21 protein-coding genes are annotated in these 18,563 nt (G+C 60.4%); 10 read left to right on the forward strand and 11 right to left on the reverse strand.

What is annotated here, in order from left to right; genetic code table 11:
- The first annotated feature begins 5 nt into the window (after positions 1 to 5).
- The 8 genes from BMZ32_RS05735 to BMZ32_RS05770 all read left to right on the forward strand — a co-directional run bounded on the left by BMZ32_RS05735 (position 6) and on the right by BMZ32_RS05770 (position 6,938).
- Positions 6 to 302, forward strand: a complete 297-nt coding sequence (locus BMZ32_RS05735) for a DUF167 family protein (RefSeq protein ID WP_090240445.1) — start codon at positions 6 to 8, stop codon at positions 300 to 302.
- Between the two features lie 230 nt (positions 303 to 532).
- Positions 533 to 2,515 carry a dynamin-like GTPase family protein gene (locus tag BMZ32_RS05740; protein ID WP_090240446.1) on the forward strand — a complete coding sequence of 661 codons (1,983 nt, stop codon included), beginning with the start codon at positions 533 to 535 and terminating at the stop codon, positions 2,513 to 2,515.
- A 99-nt stretch (positions 2,516 to 2,614) separates the two neighbouring features.
- Positions 2,615 to 3,754 carry a homoserine O-succinyltransferase MetX gene (metX, locus tag BMZ32_RS05745; protein WP_090240447.1) on the forward strand — a complete coding sequence of 380 codons (1,140 nt, stop codon included), beginning with the start codon at positions 2,615 to 2,617 and terminating at the stop codon, positions 3,752 to 3,754.
- Between the two features lie 2 nt (positions 3,755 to 3,756).
- Positions 3,757 to 4,377, forward strand: a complete 621-nt coding sequence (gene metW, locus BMZ32_RS05750; RefSeq protein WP_090240449.1) for a methionine biosynthesis protein MetW — start codon at positions 3,757 to 3,759, stop codon at positions 4,375 to 4,377.
- Between the two features lie 36 nt (positions 4,378 to 4,413).
- The gene (locus BMZ32_RS05755; protein WP_090240451.1) at positions 4,414 to 4,833 is read left to right on the forward strand and encodes a DUF4426 domain-containing protein; all 420 of its coding nucleotides are present in this window, start codon (positions 4,414 to 4,416) and stop codon (positions 4,831 to 4,833) included.
- Complete coding sequence (gene rdgB, locus BMZ32_RS05760; protein ID WP_090240452.1) at positions 4,830 to 5,426, forward strand: RdgB/HAM1 family non-canonical purine NTP pyrophosphatase; 597 nt, start codon at positions 4,830 to 4,832, stop codon at positions 5,424 to 5,426. The genes BMZ32_RS05755 and rdgB overlap by 4 nt, the downstream gene beginning before the upstream one ends.
- Positions 5,423 to 6,583: a radical SAM family heme chaperone HemW gene (hemW, locus tag BMZ32_RS05765; RefSeq protein WP_090240454.1), complete on the forward strand. Its 1,161-nt coding sequence runs from the start codon at positions 5,423 to 5,425 to the stop codon at positions 6,581 to 6,583. Before rdgB ends, hemW begins: the two co-directional genes overlap by 4 nt.
- A 31-nt stretch (positions 6,584 to 6,614) precedes the next feature.
- Positions 6,615 to 6,938: a DUF3392 domain-containing protein gene (locus BMZ32_RS05770; protein WP_090240455.1), complete on the forward strand. Its 324-nt coding sequence runs from the start codon at positions 6,615 to 6,617 to the stop codon at positions 6,936 to 6,938.
- A 31-nt stretch (positions 6,939 to 6,969) separates the two neighbouring features.
- On the opposite strand, the gene zapE is transcribed toward BMZ32_RS05770, so the two are convergent.
- The 6 genes from zapE to BMZ32_RS05800 all read right to left on the reverse strand — a co-directional run bounded on the left by zapE (position 6,970) and on the right by BMZ32_RS05800 (position 12,285).
- Positions 6,970 to 8,097, reverse strand: a complete 1,128-nt coding sequence (gene zapE, locus BMZ32_RS05775; protein ID WP_090240456.1) for a cell division protein ZapE — start codon at positions 8,095 to 8,097, stop codon at positions 6,970 to 6,972.
- A 248-nt stretch (positions 8,098 to 8,345) separates the two neighbouring features.
- On the reverse strand, positions 8,346 to 9,689 hold the full coding sequence (locus BMZ32_RS05780) for a DUF1329 domain-containing protein (protein WP_090240458.1): 1,344 nt from the start codon (positions 9,687 to 9,689) through the stop codon (positions 8,346 to 8,348).
- Positions 9,690 to 9,870: 181 nt separating this feature from the next.
- Positions 9,871 to 10,590: a tRNA (guanosine(46)-N7)-methyltransferase TrmB gene (gene trmB, locus BMZ32_RS05785; RefSeq protein ID WP_090240460.1), complete on the reverse strand. Its 720-nt coding sequence runs from the start codon at positions 10,588 to 10,590 to the stop codon at positions 9,871 to 9,873.
- Between the two features lie 163 nt (positions 10,591 to 10,753).
- Complete coding sequence (locus tag BMZ32_RS05790; protein ID WP_090240462.1) at positions 10,754 to 11,548, reverse strand: thiazole synthase; 795 nt, start codon at positions 11,546 to 11,548, stop codon at positions 10,754 to 10,756.
- Between the two features lie 48 nt (positions 11,549 to 11,596).
- A complete protein-coding gene (gene thiS, locus BMZ32_RS05795) occupies positions 11,597 to 11,797 on the reverse strand; it encodes a sulfur carrier protein ThiS (RefSeq protein WP_090240463.1) in 201 nt (66 codons plus the stop codon).
- Positions 11,798 to 11,898: 101 nt separating this feature from the next.
- Positions 11,899 to 12,285, reverse strand: a complete 387-nt coding sequence (locus BMZ32_RS05800; protein ID WP_090240465.1) for a DUF423 domain-containing protein — start codon at positions 12,283 to 12,285, stop codon at positions 11,899 to 11,901.
- 171 nt (positions 12,286 to 12,456) lie between these two features.
- Here BMZ32_RS05800 and BMZ32_RS05805 point away from each other — a divergent pair, with 171 nt between their 5' ends.
- Complete coding sequence (locus tag BMZ32_RS05805) at positions 12,457 to 12,801, forward strand: cupin domain-containing protein (RefSeq protein WP_090240466.1); 345 nt, start codon at positions 12,457 to 12,459, stop codon at positions 12,799 to 12,801.
- A 158-nt stretch (positions 12,802 to 12,959) separates the two neighbouring features.
- A complete protein-coding gene (mtgA, locus tag BMZ32_RS05810; protein WP_090240468.1) occupies positions 12,960 to 13,694 on the forward strand; it encodes a monofunctional biosynthetic peptidoglycan transglycosylase in 735 nt (244 codons plus the stop codon).
- Positions 13,695 to 13,701: 7 nt separating this feature from the next.
- On the opposite strand, the gene BMZ32_RS05815 is transcribed toward mtgA, so the two are convergent.
- From BMZ32_RS05815 to ftsY, 5 genes are all read right to left on the reverse strand, one after another.
- Positions 13,702 to 14,313: a hypothetical protein gene (locus BMZ32_RS05815; RefSeq protein ID WP_090240470.1), complete on the reverse strand. Its 612-nt coding sequence runs from the start codon at positions 14,311 to 14,313 to the stop codon at positions 13,702 to 13,704.
- Positions 14,314 to 14,449: 136 nt separating this feature from the next.
- Positions 14,450 to 15,304, reverse strand: a complete 855-nt coding sequence (rpoH, locus tag BMZ32_RS05820) for an RNA polymerase sigma factor RpoH (protein WP_090240471.1) — start codon at positions 15,302 to 15,304, stop codon at positions 14,450 to 14,452.
- A gap of 112 nt (positions 15,305 to 15,416) precedes the next feature.
- Entirely contained in the window at positions 15,417 to 16,433 is a 1,017-nt protein-coding gene (gene ftsX, locus BMZ32_RS05825; RefSeq protein WP_090240473.1) for a permease-like cell division protein FtsX, read from the reverse strand.
- Positions 16,430 to 17,101 (reverse strand): cell division ATP-binding protein FtsE, encoded by a 672-nt coding sequence (ftsE, locus tag BMZ32_RS05830; RefSeq protein ID WP_090240474.1) that lies wholly within the window; start codon positions 17,099 to 17,101, stop codon positions 16,430 to 16,432. Before ftsE ends, ftsX begins: the two co-directional genes overlap by 4 nt.
- Position 17,102: 1 nt before the next feature.
- Positions 17,103 to 18,557, reverse strand: coding sequence for a signal recognition particle-docking protein FtsY (ftsY, locus tag BMZ32_RS05835; protein ID WP_090240476.1), 1,455 nt, complete (start codon positions 18,555 to 18,557; stop codon positions 17,103 to 17,105).
- Positions 18,558 to 18,563 lie beyond the last annotated feature (6 nt).

Here is an 18,563-nt window from a genome sequence, read left to right on the forward strand (position 1 = left end):
GGCAGATGAGTCATTTCCGCTGGGACGGCAACGACCTGATCCTTGAGTGCCACCTGCAGCCCAAGGCGAGCCGCGACGAGTTCGCGGGGTTGCATGGTGATCGTTTGAAGATTCGCCTCACCGCACCGCCCGTAGACGGCAAAGCCAACGCCCACCTGCTGGCTTTTCTGGCCAGCGCCTTGGCCGTGAGTAAAAGCCAGGTCAGCCTAGAAAGCGGTCAGCAGAGTCGGCAAAAACGCGTACGCATCAAACAGCCGCAGCAACTACCCGACGCACTCGAACTAACCATTCAGCCGTCCTGAGCGACCATAAGGCGGGCGTGCGACTGCCTGCAATTGACGCCACAGCTGCGACCCGCATAATGCCTCGCAGGCTTATTCATGGACTGAGTGAGCCTGACGCCACTCCACAGGAGTTAAACCATTGCCTGCCACGCCAGCCTGAGGCGCGGCATCGTTGAATCGGTGCACAGTTTCATCAGGGCGCACACAACAGCCCCACAATGGATGCGCCAACTAGAGGAAAGCCAAGGATGAGCATGCAACGTCTCAGTCAGCAGGTCGATGCCTACGTCGCCTGGAAGCGCGAGCTGATGCGCGAAATCACCCGCTACCGCAGCTGGCTGGTGAGCAATCGGCTGAACTCCGAGGCCGTAGAAGGCAAGCTTGAACGCGCGCTCAAACTGCTGCGCACCGACCACATTACTCTGGCCTTTGTCGGCGAATTTTCGCGCGGCAAAACCGAGCTAATCAACAGCCTATTCTTCTCGTCTTATGGCCAGCGCATCCTGCCATCCCAGGCTGGGCGCACTACCATGTGCCCCACCGAGCTGTTCTTTGACCCGCATTCGGAACGCTCTTATATTCGTTTGTTGCCCATCGAGACCCGCGTGTCCGATGCCAGCATCGCGCAATTCAAGCGTGTGCCTCGGCACTGGGTGAATATCACCCTGGACCTCAGCGACCCGGACAACATGGTCCAGGCCTTTAACCAAGTGGCGCGCAGCAAGCCCATGCCGGTTGAACAAGCCATAGCCCTCGGCTTCCACCCGGATATGCTGGAGAGCACCCACCGACCAGGCGAAGTACTGGTGCCCGCCTGGCGCCATGCCATGGTCAACTTCGACCATCCGCTTCTACGTCAGGGCTTGCGCATCCTCGACACTCCCGGCCTGAATGCCCTCGGCAGTGAGCCGGAACTGACCCTGTCGATGCTACCTAACGCCCAGGCGATCATCTTTCTGCTGTCGGCTGACACCGGCGTCACCGCCAGCGACATGGCCGTCTGGCAGCAGCATATCCGCCAACTCGACGAAGACACCCAGACCTGCCTATTTGCCGTACTCAATAAGATCGACGTGCTCTGGGATGACCTGGCGGGTGAGGCCTTTGTCCAAAACGCGATCCGTATCATTCAGAACAACACCGCCAAGCAGCTGGGCATCCGCCCTGAAGACGTGCTGCCACTGTCGGCCAAGCAGGCGATGCTGGCCAAGGTGCGTAAAGACGCCGACCTGCTGACGCGCAGCCAGATAAGTAATCTGGAAAACCTGCTGTGCGAGCGCATCATCGCGCAAAAGGAGCGCCTGCTCGAAGACCGCGTGGTCTTCCAGGTCATGGCCCTGCTGCAAAACAGCCAGCATGTGCTCAACCTGCGCTTAGAAAAGGTTAACGAACAGCAGGCCTTGCTGAGTAATCACCAGCACGATAATGGCCAGATGCTGTTTGAGCTAACCGCCAAAACCAAGGAAGACCACAGCCAGCACCACAAACGCTTGTTGGGTCTAAAAACCAACCAGCGCCTGCTCAAGCGACAAGGCGACCTACTGCGCCAGGCATCGCGTAGCGAGCGCCTGGACGAACACCTGAACACGGTGCGCTCGGGCCTCACCGGCAGCTGGACCACCCTGGGTATCAACCAGGCGATCCTGCAATTTTTCCGCAGCGTGGAGCAGGATCTGCACAACCTGGTACAAGAAGCGGAGATGGCTAACAAAATGGTCGCCGCCGTCTACCGCCGGCATAACGAAGAGAACCCGTTGCATGGCGTCGACGCTCCGCAGTTCAACGTTAGCCGCTACCTGCGTGAACTCAAACAACAACAGAGCAAGGCTGACCAGTTCCGCCTGCAGCTGAAAACCCTGCTGACCGAACAACGCAGCCTGACCCGACGCTTCTTCGCCACCCTGGTGCAGGAAGTGATCGGCCTGCACCAGCGCATGCGTCAAGACGCCGAACAGTGGGCCAGCGATGCACTGACGCCCTTGATGCAACACACCCTTGAGCACAAACAGCTGCTGGAAACCCACATGCTGCGGCTCAAGGCCCTGGCCCAGGAAACCCAGCAAGCGCGCCAGCGCGGTCAGCAACTGGCGCATTACAGCACCGAACTGGAGCAGCAACTGGCGCAGGCTAGCGAGATGCTGCGCGTCCTGCGCCGCCCGGCACCGGTGCAACGCCAAGCCAAGGTGGTCAACCTGCCAGGAATCGCCCGCCCGCAGAGCATGGGCGAATAGCTGCACACACTCCCCCGCCAGTCTCCACCGCCCCACACGCTTGCTGCCTGGGGCGGCGCTCTTTAGACTGCGGCTCTTCCTTTATTGCGAGCAGGGTCGATGTCGATTGCTTTCCCCCAAGACTCTGTTGGCCTGGTCACTCCACAGGTTCTGCACTTTGCAGAACCGCTGGCATTGGCCTGCGGGCGCAGCCTGGCCGACTATCAGCTGATCTTCGAAACCTATGGCGAGCTCAACGCCACGGCCAGCAACGCCGTACTGATCTGCCATGCCTTGTCCGGCCACCACCACGCCGCCGGCTACCACAGCGTGGATGACCGCAAGCCTGGTTGGTGGGACAGCTGCATCGGCCCCGGCAAACCCATCGACACCCACAAATTTTTCGTTGTCAGCCTAAACAACCTCGGCGGCTGTAACGGCTCCACCGGCCCCAGCAGCCTCAACCCGGCCACCGGCAAGCCGTTTGGCGCGGACTTCCCGGTGATGACCGTGGAAGACTGGGTGCACAGCCAGGCGCGCCTGGCCGATAGCCTCGGCATCCGGCAGTGGGCCGCTGTCGTCGGCGGTAGCCTCGGCGGCATGCAAGCCATGCAGTGGACCATCAGCTACCCCGAGCGCGTGCGCCACTGCCTGGCAATTGCCTCGGCGCCCAAGTTGTCGGCGCAGAACATCGCCTTCAACGAAGTCGCGCGCCAGGCGATCCTCACCGATCCGCAGTTCCATGGCGGGCACTTCCAGGAACAGGGCGTGATTCCCAAGCGTGGCTTGATGCTGGCGCGCATGGTGGGTCACATCACCTACCTGTCGGATGACGCCATGGGTGAGAAATTCGGCCGCGGGCTGAAGAGTGAGAAGCTCAACTACGACTTCCACAGCGTCGAATTCCAGGTGGAAAGCTACCTGCGCTATCAAGGCGAAGAGTTCTCTACCCGCTTCGATGCCAACACCTACCTGCTGATGACCAAAGCGCTCGATTACTTCGACCCGGCGGCCAATCACGAGGGCGACCTGGCCAAGACCCTGGCCGGCGTCAGCGCCGACTTCTGTGTGATGTCCTTTACCACTGACTGGCGCTTTTCCCCGCTGCGTTCGCGCGAGATCGTCGATGCCCTGACTGCCGCACGGAAAAACGTCTGTTACTTGGAAATCGATGCCCCCCAGGGCCACGACGCCTTCCTGATCCCCATCCCGCGTTACCTGCAGGCATTCGACAGCTATATGAAACGGATTAAGGTGTAGTCATGCGCGCGGATCTAGAAATCATCCAAGAGTGGATTCCCGCCGGCAGTCGCGTGCTTGACCTCGGTTGCGGCAACGGCGAGTTGCTCGCCTGGCTGACGGAACACAAGCAGGTCAGCGGCTACGGCCTGGAAATCGACGCGGACAATATCGCCCAGTGCGTGAGCAAAAGCGTTAACGTGATCGAGCAGAACCTCGATAAAGGCCTGAACAACTTTGCCAGCGGCAGTTTCGACGTGGTCGTGATGACCCAGTCGCTGCAGGCCCTGCATTACCCCGACAGGGTGTTGGCGGAAATGCTCCGGGTCGGCAAGACCTGCATCATTACCTTCCCCAACTTCGCCCACTGGCGCTGCCGCTGGTACCTCACCAGCAAGGGCCGCATGCCGGTGTCGGACTTTTTGCCGTACACCTGGTTCAACACTCCGAACATCCACTTCTGCACCTTTGAAGATTTCGAAAACCTGTGCCACGACCAGGGGGCCAAAATCAAAGACCGCCTGGCCGTGGATCGCGACCACCGGCATGGCTGGGCTAGTCGTATCTGGCCTAATCTATTAGGTGAAATCGGCATTTACCGGATTAGCGGCGCAACACCCCTAGGCGCACACGCCAGCCGCTGAAAGGGCTGCTGTTCAGACTGAATCAGGAGATTCCCCATGCATCGTATTGCCCTGTTGTTTATCGCCCTATGCCTAAGTCTGCCCGCACTCGCTGAACGCAAGCAGAGCTTTGGCGATTTGGATGTGCACTACATCGCCTTCAACTCCAGCTTCCTGCAGCCGGACATTGCCGCTGCCAACGGCCTGGTCCGTAGCAAGACCCTGGGCGTGGTCAACATCTCCGTGCTCAAGGACGGCAAGGCCAGCAGCGCCAGCGTCAGCGGCGAGGTAAAAGACCTGGTCGGGCGCAACCAGCCGCTGACCTTCAAGCAGGTGACTGAAGGTGAAGCCATCTATTACCTGGCGCAGTTCCCCTTCAATCAACAAGAATTGCTGCGTTTCACCATCACCGTTCGCGCGGCCGATGGCGTAGCGCATAGCATCGAGTTCAACCAGGAAGTCTTCCCAGACCAATGATCCTCTTCAACGAACTCGTGCTGGCCAGCCATAACGCCGGCAAGCTCAAAGAGCTACAAGCCATGCTTGGCAGCAGCATTCGCGTACGCTCGGTGGGTGAATTTTCCAGCATCGAGCCGGAAGAAACCGGCCTGTCGTTTATCGAAAACGCCATTCTCAAGGCGCGTAATGCGGCGCGGGTTTCCGGCTTACCGGCCTTGGCCGACGACTCCGGCCTGGCGGTGGACTTTCTCGGCGGCGCACCGGGCATCTATTCGGCGCGTTATGCCGATGGCCAGGGTGATGCGGCCAATAATGCCAAGCTGCTCGACGTATTGCAGGCTGTACCGGACGCCGAGCGCGGCGCGCAGTTCGTCTGCTGCCTGGCACTGGTAAGGCATGCTGACGACCCCCTGCCGATTATCTGTGAAGGCCTCTGGCACGGGCGCATTCTGCATACCGCGCAGGGCGTGGAAGGTTTTGGTTATGACCCGCTGTTCTGGGTGCCCGAACGTGATTGCTCCAGCGCCGAGCTGCCGGCCGCCGAGAAGAACCAGATCAGCCACCGCGCCCGCGCCATGGTCCTGCTGAAGCATCGGTTGGGGCTGGTATGAACGACTCCTCCAGCGGCGGCTTCGAGCTGCCGCCGCTGGCACTCTATGTGCACATTCCTTGGTGCGTGAAGAAGTGCCCGTATTGCGACTTCAACTCCCATACCGCCGGGCCGAATCTGCCGGAGGAAGCCTACGTCGACGCCCTACTCGCCGACTTGGATGCCGACTTGGGCCAGGTACACGGCCGGCCACTTACCTCGATTTTCTTCGGCGGCGGTACGCCCAGCCTGTTTTCAGCCAAGGCCCTCGGCCGCCTGCTGCAAGGCGTTGAGCGGCGAGTGGCGTTTGCACCAGACATTGAAATCACCCTGGAAGCCAACCCAGGCACCTTCGAGCAGGCCAAGTTCCGCGACTACCGCAGCCTAGGTATCAATCGCCTGTCGATCGGCGTGCAGAGCTTCCAGGCACCCAAGTTGATCGCGCTGGGGCGCATCCATGATGGCGATGAAGCCGTGTGCGCCGCCGACATGGCTCGCGCCGCCGGTTTCGATAATTTCAACCTGGACCTGATGCACGGCCTGCCGGATCAGTCCATTGAAGATGCCCTCAGCGACTTGCGCATCGCCATCGCCCAACAGCCGACGCACCTGTCCTGGTACCAGCTGACAGTGGAGCCGAACACGGTGTTCTGGAACCAGCCGCCGGTGATGCCCGAGGACGACATCCTCTGGGATATTCAGGAGGCCGGGCAGGCCCTGCTGGCCGCTGAAGGCTATGCGCAGTACGAGGTTTCGGCCTATGCCCAATCCGGCAAAGCGGCGCGGCATAATCTCAATTACTGGACCTTTGGCGACTTTCTCGGCATCGGTGCCGGCGCCCACGCCAAGCTGAGCAGCCCAGACGGTCGCATTAGCCGCAGCTGGAAGACCCGCCTGCCCAAGGACTATCTCGACAGCAGCAAGCGCTTCAACGCCGGCGAGCGCGTGCTGAGTGCCGATGAGTTGCCCTTCGAGTTTCTGATGAACGTGCTGCGTCTTACAGACGGCGCCGCCAGCGAGCTATTCACTCAGCGCACCGGCCTGCCGTTGAGCCAGCTCGCGGCAGCACGTACAGAGGCCCAGCAACGCGGCCTGCTGCACAGCGATCCGACGCGCCTAAGCGCCACCCGCGAAGGCCAGTTGTTCCTCAACGACCTGCTGCAACACTTTCTCCCCTAACGCACGCGCCACCACGGCTAAGGAACCCTTGATGGACCTGCTACTCGACCTGATCGTCACCCTGTCGCGCTGGAGCCGCAGCCACCTCTACGACATCTCGCTGACCATCATGGCGACCCTGCTGGTGCTGTTCGGCCCCGGCATCAACGCCTGGGTGCAACGCAACACCAGCAGCATGAACTTCATCTTGCGCACGCTGATCTTCGTGTTGCTCTGCGCCTTGGGTTATGGCTTGCTGATCATCTTCGCCACGCCTTATCTGGCTAAGGGCCTGGGCTTGTTTAACAACTTCACCCTGGCGCCGATGCTGATCTTGGTGTTCTTTATCATCGGCATACTCGCCGACCGTAACTAGTAGGCAGCCCACAGGGCAGGCGCTGGCGCGTTCAGGCTTCGGTAAAGCGCTGTAACTGCATCTCATGCAGACGGCTCAGGGTGCGGCGGAAGGGGAAGGCCAGATAACCCTGGGTGTACAACTGCTCCAGCGGCACCTGGGCCTCCAGGTACAGCGGCACGCGGCGGTCGTAGCATTCGTCGACCAAAGCGATAAAGCGCCGCACACTATCGTCATGCACCGACAACTCGGGTAATTCGCGATCACCAGCGGCCACCCGCTCAACGCCGTCCTCAGTGCCGCGGGCGATCTTCGCGGCGCGTTGCTGCGCACTCAGTTTGGGCACCTCGCTCAGCACAATCGAGGCGAAACGGTCGCACAGGCCGATGAAATCCAGGGCCGACAGCGGCTGCTCACATAACTCGGCGTAGCGACACCAGAGTACCTGCTCGCTGTGCTGCACCACGTTAATCGCTAGGCGACCCAGCATAATCTGTCCGCAGGATACCGGCAGTCCCGCGGCTAACTGCTCGAATACTTCATGCAAGCCACTCGGTTGCGTCGGATGCGCAACCCAATAGCGCTGGCGCACAACGCCGGGGTGCAACCGATGGTCCTGACCGCCATCGATGCCCAGCACCTGCATGTGCTGCTCGATCGCCGCAATCGCCGGCTGAAAGCGCTCACGATTAAAGCCATCGGCATACAGCTGCTGCGGCGGCTGATTAGAGGTAGCGACCAGTACCACGCCTGCCTCAAACATCGCACGCAGCAGAGGGCCGACAATCATTGCGTCGCCGATGTCATTGACGAATAGTTCATCGAAACACAGCACTCGCACTTCTTCACTCAACTCGCTCGCCAACGCCCGCAAGGGATCTGGCGTGCCAGTCAGCTGAAATAGGCGTCGATGCACCCAACTCATAAAATGATGGAAGTGTTGGCGGCGCGCCGGCACCCGCAGGCTGCGATGGAACTGATCCATCAGCCAGGTCTTGCCGCGCCCCACCGGGCCCCAGAGATACACCCCGGCCGGCACTAACTCAGCGCTGTCGGCTCGGTGCAAAGCCTGCTGGCAGTCCTCCAGCAGACGCGCGGCCTGCCACTGCGCCTGATCCGACTGGAAACCCTGCTGCTCGATGGCCTGCCGATAGGCCGCCAGGGGGGATGCCACATCCATACAACTACCGCTCACTTAACCCAGTCCAGGATGACGGCGGCTATTTTACATAGCCGGGGGCGGTCATGCGGCCCCTCCCCCGGCTGGGATCACACACGAGGACGCTTAGTTGTCACCGCGTCAGCGCCAGCAATCGTCCTAATAACCCCCATATCGAAAGCTGCGGGATTGCCTATCTGCGCCGGCCAAGGTTGGCAAAGCCAATAAAAAACCGCCTACGAAGAGGCGGTTCTTCGTGCAACCGAAACTCAGTTTCCTTCGCGGCGTAGCGCCTGCGGGGTGAAATCGCGCGGCGTCAGCTTGGCGTTGAAGTTGTACATCGGCTCGTTGTTGTCCATGCCGTCGACAAAGTAACGCTCGCCTTTGAAGTCGTAGATGGTTTCCAAGGTGCTGCCGAACATCGGCACGTCGTAGTAGCTGATCGGGTGGCTTTCCTGCACGCCACTCAGCTCACCGCTTTTGTCATACAGGTCGACGGCAAGCACCTGCCAGCTGTCCTCGTCGATATAGAAGCGACGCTTGGCGTACGGATGGCTGAAGCCTTTACGCAGTTGGGCTTCGACTATCCACACGCGGTGCAACTCGTAACGCAACAGGTCAGGGTTAACGGTGTTGCGACCCAGGATATTGTCGTAGGGAATGCCCTTCTGGTGGACGGCATAGCTGTTGTACGGCACCAGTTTTTCTTGCTTGCCGACCAGCGTCCACTCGTAGCGGTCCGGCGCACCGTTGTAGGCGTCAACCACGTCGGCGGTGGCCATGCCGTTGGTATCAGGCTGCAGGGTGTCATAGGCCAGCATCGGCAAGCGGCGCACACGGCGCTCGCCACGGTTGAAGCGCCAGGCCTTACGGATCGCCAGCACCTGATCGAGGGTTTCCTGCACCACCAGTGCCGAGCCGGACAGCTTGGCCGGCGCGACGACCTTGTACTTGTAGTAGAACAGGGTGTTGTCCAGGTCCTGCGGCGTGACGCCTTCACGACCGTAGAGGAAGTAAATATCACGCTCCAGCTTGAGCAGGTTGTAAGCACCGTTAGACAGCACCGCCGCTTGGTTGGTGACAAAGCTGATCTGGTCACCTCGGTAGCGCATGATGTGGTTCCAGATCGCTTCCTGGCCGGTTTGCGGCAGCGGGAAGGGAATCCCGGCCGCCACACCATCGACCCCATTACCGCCGGAAATCAGCTCGGCAGCCTGCGCGTTGAAGCGCGTGGCGTCATAGATCCGCTGTGGTGCGGCCGCACTGCGACGGGTTGGAAACACACGCAGGAAGTACTCGGGGTTCTTCTCCAGTAACGCCTGCAACCCAGCCGGCAGCAGCGCCTGATATTGCGCCAGGTTCTGACTGTTGACCTGGTACAGCACAGGGTCGCTGCTGAAAGGGTCGGGATGATGCATGCCCGGTTGGTAGTTGGCCGGCGGTTGCGCCAAGCCACCGTTCCAGGCTGGAATAGTGCCGGCGGCATTACCTGCGCGCTCACCGCCCAGCGGGGTCAGGTCCTGGCCCAGGCGGGCGGCCTGGGCACTGTCGACCTTGGCGTGGGCCTGCAGCGCGCAGGTTGCTAGTAACAGAATTGTAAATACTCTCAACACAGCGATCTCCTCGCAGCCTGGCCAGTGGCAGGGCTGCTGTTGTTATGACTCGGGCAATCCTGCCCAGGTGTATGTGTTGTTTTGGTGAGGCGCCGTCCTAGCGGATGCCGGATTATTCCGATCTAGTGCAATCATCCTTGGCTTATGGTCTTGCAGCGCTGTCGCTGCAGCGCGGGGAAAATCAGCTGATGCGTTGGAACTTCAAGTCCCACACGCCATGGCCGAGGCGCTCGCCGCGGCGTTCGAACTTGGTGGTCGGGCGCTCTGTCGGGCGTGGCACATATTGGCCATCTTCAGCCAGGTTCTGATAGCCGGGGGCTACATTCATCACCTCCAGCATGTACTCGGCATAAGGCTGCCAATCGGTGGCCATGTGCAGCACACCGCCGACCTTGAGCTTCTGCCGCACCAGTTCGGCAAACGCCGGCTGGACGATTCGGCGCTTGTTATGTTTGGCCTTGTGCCATGGGTCCGGGAAGAACAGCAGTACGCGGTCAAGGCTGGCATCGGCCACACAGTCACGCAGCACTTCCATGGCATCGCAGCTGTACACGCGCATGTTGTTGAGGTTCTGCGTCATCAGGCCGTTGAGCAACGCACCAACGCCGGGGCGGTGCACCTCAACCCCGATAAAGTCCTGCTCGGGCGAGGCGGCGGCCATTTCCAGGGTTGAGTGCCCCATGCCAAAGCCGATCTCGAACGTGCGTGGCGCACTGCGACCAAACAGCTGGTCGAAGTCGCGCAGGCCATCCTCCAGTTGCAGGCCAAACTTCGGCCAACCTTGATCGAGGCCGCGCTGCTGCCCTTCAGTCATGCGCCCGGCACGCATGACAAAACTTTTGATCGCGCGGTGCTTGGAGGTGTCTTCAGCCGGCTCGGGCTGTTGTGGCAAGTCAGTCATGCTGTGCTCTTAAAGTGCTTTTAGAGTGCTTTTACGATTTCGCGAGCTAGAGCCATGCAAGGCAAAAACAGGCGAGGAAGCGGAGTTTACGAGTTGTAAATGAGCATTCCGAGCCTGTTTTTAACGCAGCAGGGCCGAAGCGCAGCAAAGCGTAAACGCGCTCTTACTTGATCAGGCCATCCAGCGGCGACGAAGCGCTGGCATAGAGTTTCTTCGGCATGCGTCCAGCCAGATAGGCCATACGCCCGGCGATGATTGCGTGCTTCATTGCCTCGCCCATCAAAATCGGATGTTGTGCATGGGCAATCGCGCTGTTCATCAATACCGCTTCGCAGCCCAGCTCCATGGCGATGGTGGCATCGGATGCGGTGCCGACCCCGGCATCCACCAATACCGGCACCGTGGCCTCTTCGAGGATGATGCGCAGGTTATAGGGGTTGCAAATGCCCAAGCCGGTGCCGATCAGACCCGCCAACGGCATCACGGCGATACAACCCATGGCCGCCAGTTCGCGGGCAATGATCGGGTCATCGCTGGTGTAAACCATCACGTCGAAACCATCTTTGACCAGCACTTCAGCGGCCTTGAGGGTTTCGATCACGTTAGGGAACAGGGTCTTCTGGTCGGCCAGCACTTCCAGCTTGACCAGCTTATGGCCATCAAGCAGTTCGCGGGCCAGACGGCAGGTGCGCACCGCCTCAACGGCGTCGTAGCAACCGGCGGTATTCGGCAGGATGGTATAGCGCTCGGGGCTGATCACATCCAACAGGTTCGGCTCGTCCGGGTTTTGCCCGATATTGGTACGGCGCACCGCCACGGTAACGATCTCGGCACCCGAGGCTTCAATGGCCAGACGGGTTTCTTCGAGGTCTTTGTACTTGCCGGTACCGACCAGCAGGCGCGACTGGTAGGTACGGCCAGCCAGGGTAAAGGGTTTGTCGTTGGGAACGTGGCTCATGGGTAATCCTCTTGAAATGGGCGGGCAGGCTGCGGACGATAACGTCCTTCAACCGCCACCAATGGCATGCACCACCTCAACCTGGTCACCCTCGCGCAGGGCGGTGGCGCTGTGCTGGCTGCGCGGCACGATATCCAGATTGAGCTCTACCGCGACGCGGCGGCCGGCCAGATCCAGGCGCTCGATCAACCCGTCGACGGTTGCGCCCTCGGGCAATTCGAATGGTTCACCGTTTAACAGAATACGCATGACAGCTCGCTCCCAACGGGAAAAGGGCCGGCATTCTAGCCTGATCACCGGCGTTGACCAAGGCTAAAGGCTGCTGCCCGTCACGCTTTCTGACTTACGGGTCAGGGCTCATAGCGGCCCGGCAGCTGCCAGGCAGCAACACCCAGACATGCCCAACCCGCGAGAAACGCTACGCCACCCAAGGGGGTAACCATGCCCAGCGCAGTGATACCACTCAAGGTCAGCGCATAAAGGCTGCCAGAGAACAGCAGGGTACCGAGAGTAAATAAGCTGCCGGCGAAGCTGACCAAGCGCGACGGGCGCAGCAAGGCCAGCAGCCCGACGCCAAACAGCGCCAAAGCGTGAATCATCTGGTACTGCACCGCAGTGTGAAACACCACCAGGTACTCGGCAGACAAATGGGCTTTCAGGCCGTGGGCGGCGAAAGCCCCTAAGGCAACCCCACTAAAGCCGAACAGCGCGGCCAGCAGCAGATAAATACGTGGCATGCACAACTCCTTCGAGTGATCGGATATCAGATTGATCCTGCAGCAATACGCACGGCGCAATGACCGGACGGAATCCAGGCCATAACAGGTCGGTTACAGACATGTCCGAGCGTATGCGCTGGCCTATGGTAGCCGCTCAAACACACCGATTACCTGTCAATGGAAGGCATCATGTCTAATTCTATTACTGTACTCAGAGACACCCAGCCGGTACCCATGCTGGATGCGTGTAAGTGGAAACGAGTCGCCGGTGACCCGCACACGGTTAACCTGAACGCCTACACCTCTGAAGACGGCAAGAAAATCATGGGCACCTGGATCTGCACGCCAGGCACCTGGGAAGTCGAATATGACCGCTGGGAGTACTGCCACTTCCAAGAGGGCTACTGCATCCTCACCCCGGAAGGCAAAGAACCGGTTCACCTGCGAGCGGGCGATATTTTCGTCCTTGAGGTCGGCTTCCGCGGTACCTGGCAAGTCGTCGAAACCGTGCGCAAGTACTTCGTCTTCGCTTAACCGCTGCTCCACTGCCGCCGTCCGGCACTGACGGCGGCAGACCCGCGACTAATACGCCCAGCGCACGCAAACCTATCGACCACTGACGGCGCGACAAAGCAGCGTGCCCGCCTCACCTCTCGCTATAATGCCCGGCACCCTTGCCTGGCCCCGCTCGCATGTTTCGATCCCTCCTCCGTCGACTGCTCAAACTCCTGCTCTGGTTGATGCTCGCCTCGGTCTTACTGGTGCTGTTGCTACGTTGGGTACCACCACCCGGCACGGCGCTGATGGTCGAGCGCAAGGTCGAGTCGTGGCTCGACGACCAACCCATCAATCTGCAGCGCAGCTGGCGCCCGTGGAGTGAACTGCCGGACGACCTGAAGATGGCGGTTATCGCCGGCGAAGATCAAAAGTTTGCCGAGCACTGGGGCTTCGATATCGCCGCGATCCAGGCCGCGTTGGCGCACAACCAGCAAGGCGGCTCACTGCGAGGCGCCAGCACCCTCAGCCAACAGGTGGCGAAAAACCTGTTCCTCTGGTCCGGCCGCAGTTGGCTGCGCAAGGGTATTGAGGTGTGGTTCACCGGGCTGGTCGAACTGCTTTGGCCGAAGCAGCGGATTCTTGAGGTGTACCTCAATAGCGTTGAATGGGGTGACGGCGTATTCGGCGCCGAGGCGGCGGCGCAGCATCACTTCAACATCGGCGCGCCCTATCTGTCACGCCAGCAGGCAAGTATGCTCGCCGCAGTACTGCCGAACCCGCGCGAATGGAGCGCCAGCCGACCCAGCGCCCACATCAGCCGCCGCGCCAGCTGGATTCGCCAACAAATGCGCCAACTGGGCGGCAATCATTACCTCAACCGTCTGCAATCAAATCGCCCAGACTGGTTCAGGGAGTGGCTACCTAAGTGATGACAAGCTAGCGCTGCTTGAGCAGATGGCGCGGTACGGCATAGAGGAAGTACAGCTGCTCATCTTGCAAATGCGCGGTCATGCCCAGCTCGGGATACACCCAGGCCTGACCCTCCGCCAGCTCCAGAGTCAGGCGCGGCTGGCCGATGCTCGCAGCTAGCCGCGCCACATCCAGCGGCGCTGGCGGTAACAGGGTCAGCGTTACAATCGGTCGATTAGCCAATGGCACCAACAGCTGACTGCCAAGAAGCAGCTCTTTATCCGCCGGCTTCAGCCCGGCCGCCGCCAGCAGACTCTCACGCTCGGCTTGCTCCAGACCCACTTCCGCTTCCAGCGACCAATTACCATCAGCATCCTGCAGCTCGCCGCGATACAGCAGGCGCGCACCATTTAGATTGGGCTGCAGCCATAACTCGCCGTCTAAGGCATCACGCAGGTGCACTAAACTCAGCCTGTCATCGGCAAGCGGCGTAAGCACCTCCGCTTGCCACTGCGCCAGCCAGGGCAAAGGTTGTGCCGCCGGCTGCGGGCGCATCAACCACGCTCCCCAGGCAAAGAACATGGCGGCAACCACGGCAAATATCAGCCAATGCTGCGGGCGTATGGGCGGTAATTTCATCGAGTTTTTCCTTGACCATAAAAAATCGCCGAGAGCGATTTTTAACGTCGCGCAGCGACGGCCCGAAGGGTGACCGCCAGGGATGGCAGGCCATAAAAAAGCCGCACCTGGGTGCGGCTTCTGACAGTAGCGCGGTTTACGCGGCGATCGTGCCTTTAAGCTTGTTCATCGCGTTCTTCTCCAGCTGACGGATACGCTCGGCAGACACATTGTATTTGGCAGCCAGGTCATGCAGCGTGGCTTTCTCTTCAGCCAGCCAGCGCTGGTAAAGGATGTCACGACTGCGTTCGTCTAGGCCTTCCAACGCTTCGTGCAGATTGGCGCTGGAGCTGTCGCTCCAGTCGGAATCCTCCAACTGCCGCGCCGGGTCGTAGCGATGGTCTTCCAAGTAGTTGGCCGGCGACTTGAAGGCGCTTTCGTCATCCGCTTCGGCAGCCGGATCGAAGGCCATGTCATGGCCAGTCAGGCGGCTTTCCATCTCACGCACTTCACGCGGCTCAACACCGAGGCTTTCAGCCACCGCGTGCACTTCATCGTTGTTCAGCCAGGCCAGGCGCTTTTTCTGGCTGCGCAGGTTGAAGAACAACTTACGCTGCGCCTTGGTCGTGGCGACTTTGACGATGCGCCAGTTACGCAGGATGAACTCGTGAATCTCGGCGCGAATCCAGTGCACGGCGAACGACACCAGGCGCACACCCATCTCCGGATTAAAACGCTTGACCGCCTTCATCAGGCCGACGTTGCCTTCTTGGATCAGGTCAGCCTGGGCCAGGCCATAACCAGAGTAGCTACGAGCGATATGCACCACAAAGCGCAGGTGAGCCAAGACCATTTGCCGAGCGGCTTCGAGGTCTTGTTTGTAGAAAAGATTTTCCGCCAGCTCGCGCTCCTGTTCAGGGGTCAACAGCGGTATGCCGTTTACCGCATGCACGTAGGCTTCCAGGTTGGCACCCGGGACCAGCGCATGAACAGGTTGCAAAGAAGTGGACATTTGGATCCTCCGACTAACAAATCGTGACGCAGTCTAGCACTGCTCAATGGGACTTTGGGCGTACCTACAAGTTCCCTTACACATAGTCAACATCAAGCAAAACAATAACTTACTACCTAGGCGACAATTCATTCAAGTGCCGCGCGACAGCCAGCCAGGCGCCAATATAGCCCAACAGTACCGCGCCGAGCAGCAGTGATAGACCATCGGCTACCGGCACGCCATCCAGGGCAAAGTCGCTGCCGTACAAACCCGCTAGGCGCACCACCGCGTCATTCAGCCAGCCAAGGCCATAAGCCAACAGCAACCAGGCCAGCAACCCGGCACCTAGGCCGTAGAGCGTACCCATATAGAGGAAAGGCCGGCGCACATAGCTGTCGGTGCCGCCGACTAGCTTGATCACCTCGATCTCGGTGCGGCGATTTTCGATATGCAGGCGAATGGTGTTACCGATCACCAGCAACAGCGCCATGACCAGCAGCAGAGTCAAACCGAAGACAAATCGCTCACCGAGCTTGAGCATGGCGCTCAAGCGCTCGACCCACACCAAATCCAACTGCGCCTGCTGCACCCGTGGCAGTTCGGCCAAGCGCAGACGTAAGGCTTCCAATGCAATTTTGTCGACCTCCTGCGGGGTGACCACAATCACACCCGGCAGCGGGTTATCCGGCAACTCTTTTAGCGCCTCACCGAGGCCCGACTGCTGCTGGAATTCGGCCAGCGCTTGTTCGCGACTGATCCACTCGGCCTCAGCTACGTCGTCCATGGCGGCTATCTGCTCACGCAGCGCCTGGCCCTGAGACTCACTGGCATCGATCTGCAAGAACAGGGAGATCTGCGCCGCACGCTGCCAGGAGCCACCGAGGCGCTCGACGTTATCCAGCAGCAGCGCCAAGCCCATAGGTAAACTCAGGGCTACGGCCATAACCAGGCAGGTAAAGAAACTGCCAATCGGCTGCTTACCCAGCCGGCGCAGGCTGTCGACTAGGCTCGCACGGTGGCTTTCCAGCCAGGCATGAAATTGATGGGAAAAGCTTGGGCCGTCGTCCGGGGTCGGCGACTCGGATTTTTTCGCCGCCGCGCCAACGCGCTGCGCCGGTTGCGGAGGCGGCATGCGTGTAGCGCTCATACGAAAGCCTCCCCATCACCAATCAAACGGCCGCGCTGCAGGGTCAGCATGCGGTGGCGCATGCGTGCGATTAGTGCCAGGTCGTGACTGGCAATCAGTACCGTGGTGCCCAAACGGTTGATGTCTTCAAACACACCCATGATTTCAGCCGCCAGACGCGGGTCAAGATTGCCGGTGGGCTCATCCGCTAGCAGCAGGGCCGGACGATGCACCACGGCGCGGGCGATGCCGACGCGTTGCTGCTGACCGGTGGACAGATCGCCAGGGTACTGCTCGGCCTTGTCAGCCAAAGAGACGCGCTCCAGTGCCGTGCGCACCCGGCTGCCGATCTCATCCTTGGCCAGGCCAAGGATCTGCAGCGGCAGCGCGACGTTATCGAAGACACTGCGGTCGAACAGCAACTGGTGATTCTGGAACACCACGCCGATTTGCCGGCGCAGGAACGGAATCTGTGCATTGGTGATGTGCGACAGGTCCTGTCCGGCCAGCAGCAACTTGCCGCTGCTCGGTCGCTCCATCGCCAGCAACAGGCGAAGCAGCGTGCTCTTGCCGGCACCAGAATGACCGGTGACGAAGAGGAACTCGCCACGGCGCACATGGAAACTCAGTTCGTGCAGCCCGACGTGGCCGTTAGGATAGCGCTTACCGACCTGCTCGAATTTGATCATTCTATTTCTCCGCGAACAGCGCCTGAACGAAAGCCTCGGCCTCAAAAGTGCGCAGGTCGTCGATACCTTCGCCTACGCCGATATAGCGAATCGGCAAGGCGAACTGCTTGGCCAGGGCGAAGATCACCCCGCCCTTGGCGGTACCGTCCAGCTTGGTCAGCGTCAGGCCGGTCAGGTTGACGGTCTGGTGGAACTGTTTGGCCTGGTTGATCGCGTTCTGCCCGGTGCCAGCGTCCAGCACCAGCAGCACTTCATGCGGGGCGGTGTCGTCCAACTTGCCGATCACCCGGCGGACTTTCTTTAACTCTTCCATCAGGTTGTCTTTGGTGTGCAGACGCCCAGCAGTATCGGCGATCAGCACGTCCATACCGCGTGACTTAGCCGCTTGCACAGCATCGAAGATCACCGAAGCGGAATCAGCACCAGTGTGTTGAGCGATCACCGCGATTTTATTGCGCTCGCCCCACACCTGCAGCTGCTCGACGGCCGCCGCGCGGAAGGTGTCACCGGCGGCCAGCATGACCTTCTTGCCATCCTGTTGCAGCTTCTTCGCCAGCTTGCCGATGGTGGTGGTCTTACCCGCGCCATTCACACCGACGACCAGAATTACATAGGGTTGCTTGCTGCTATCAATCTTCAGCGGCTGCTCGACTGGTTTGAGCAGCGCGGTCAGTTCGTCCTGCAGGGCTTTGTAGAGCGCACCGCTGTCGGCCAATTCTTTGCGCGCGACACGCTTGGTCAGGTTGCCGATGATCGCCGTAGTGGCCTCGACGCCAACGTCAGCAGTCAGCAGGCGTGTCTCCAAGTCCTCTAGCAGATCGTCATCAATAGCCTTTTTGCCAAGAAACAGGCTGGCCATGCCTTCGCCCAAGCTGGCGCTGGTTTTCGACAGGCCTTGCTTAAGACGCTCGAGAAAACCGGCGCGGTTCTCTTCGGCACTCTTAATCGGCTCAACCGCTGGCAAAGTGATGACTGGCGGCTCGACGACGACCGGCTCAGCGACTACAGGCGGCTCAACATGGGCATGCAACACTTCGCTGCCGGCATTGATACGAAACCGCGAAGGTCGCGGCGGCTGGACCTCAGTGCTCGACTCAAGCTGCACGGACGCCTCAGGAGCAGCCGCAACATGCTCAACCGGGGCAACCGGGGCAACCGGGGCAACCGGGGCAACCGGGGCAACCGGGGCAGGTTGCGACTCGGTCGTGGCAGTGTCGAGCGGTTTCACCTCGGCTAGAGGGCGGTCGCTGACTGGTTCAACGGCTGCGGGCGCGGGCACCTCGGGAGCGGCCGTGGCAGCAGCCTCACTAGCAGGCACTGGTTGCGGCTCAGGGCTGACCGGCGCTTGCGGTTTCTTGCGCAGCCAGCCAAACAGGTCTTTTTTCTCCGCAGGCTTCTCGGCAGAGGCCGGCGCAGAGGGCACGGGCTTGTTCTTATCGTCGTTGGAACCAAACATGGAGGA

The sequence above is a fragment of the Pseudomonas guineae genome (assembly GCF_900113745.1).
Taxonomy (GTDB): domain Bacteria; phylum Pseudomonadota; class Gammaproteobacteria; order Pseudomonadales; family Pseudomonadaceae; genus Aquipseudomonas; species Aquipseudomonas guineae.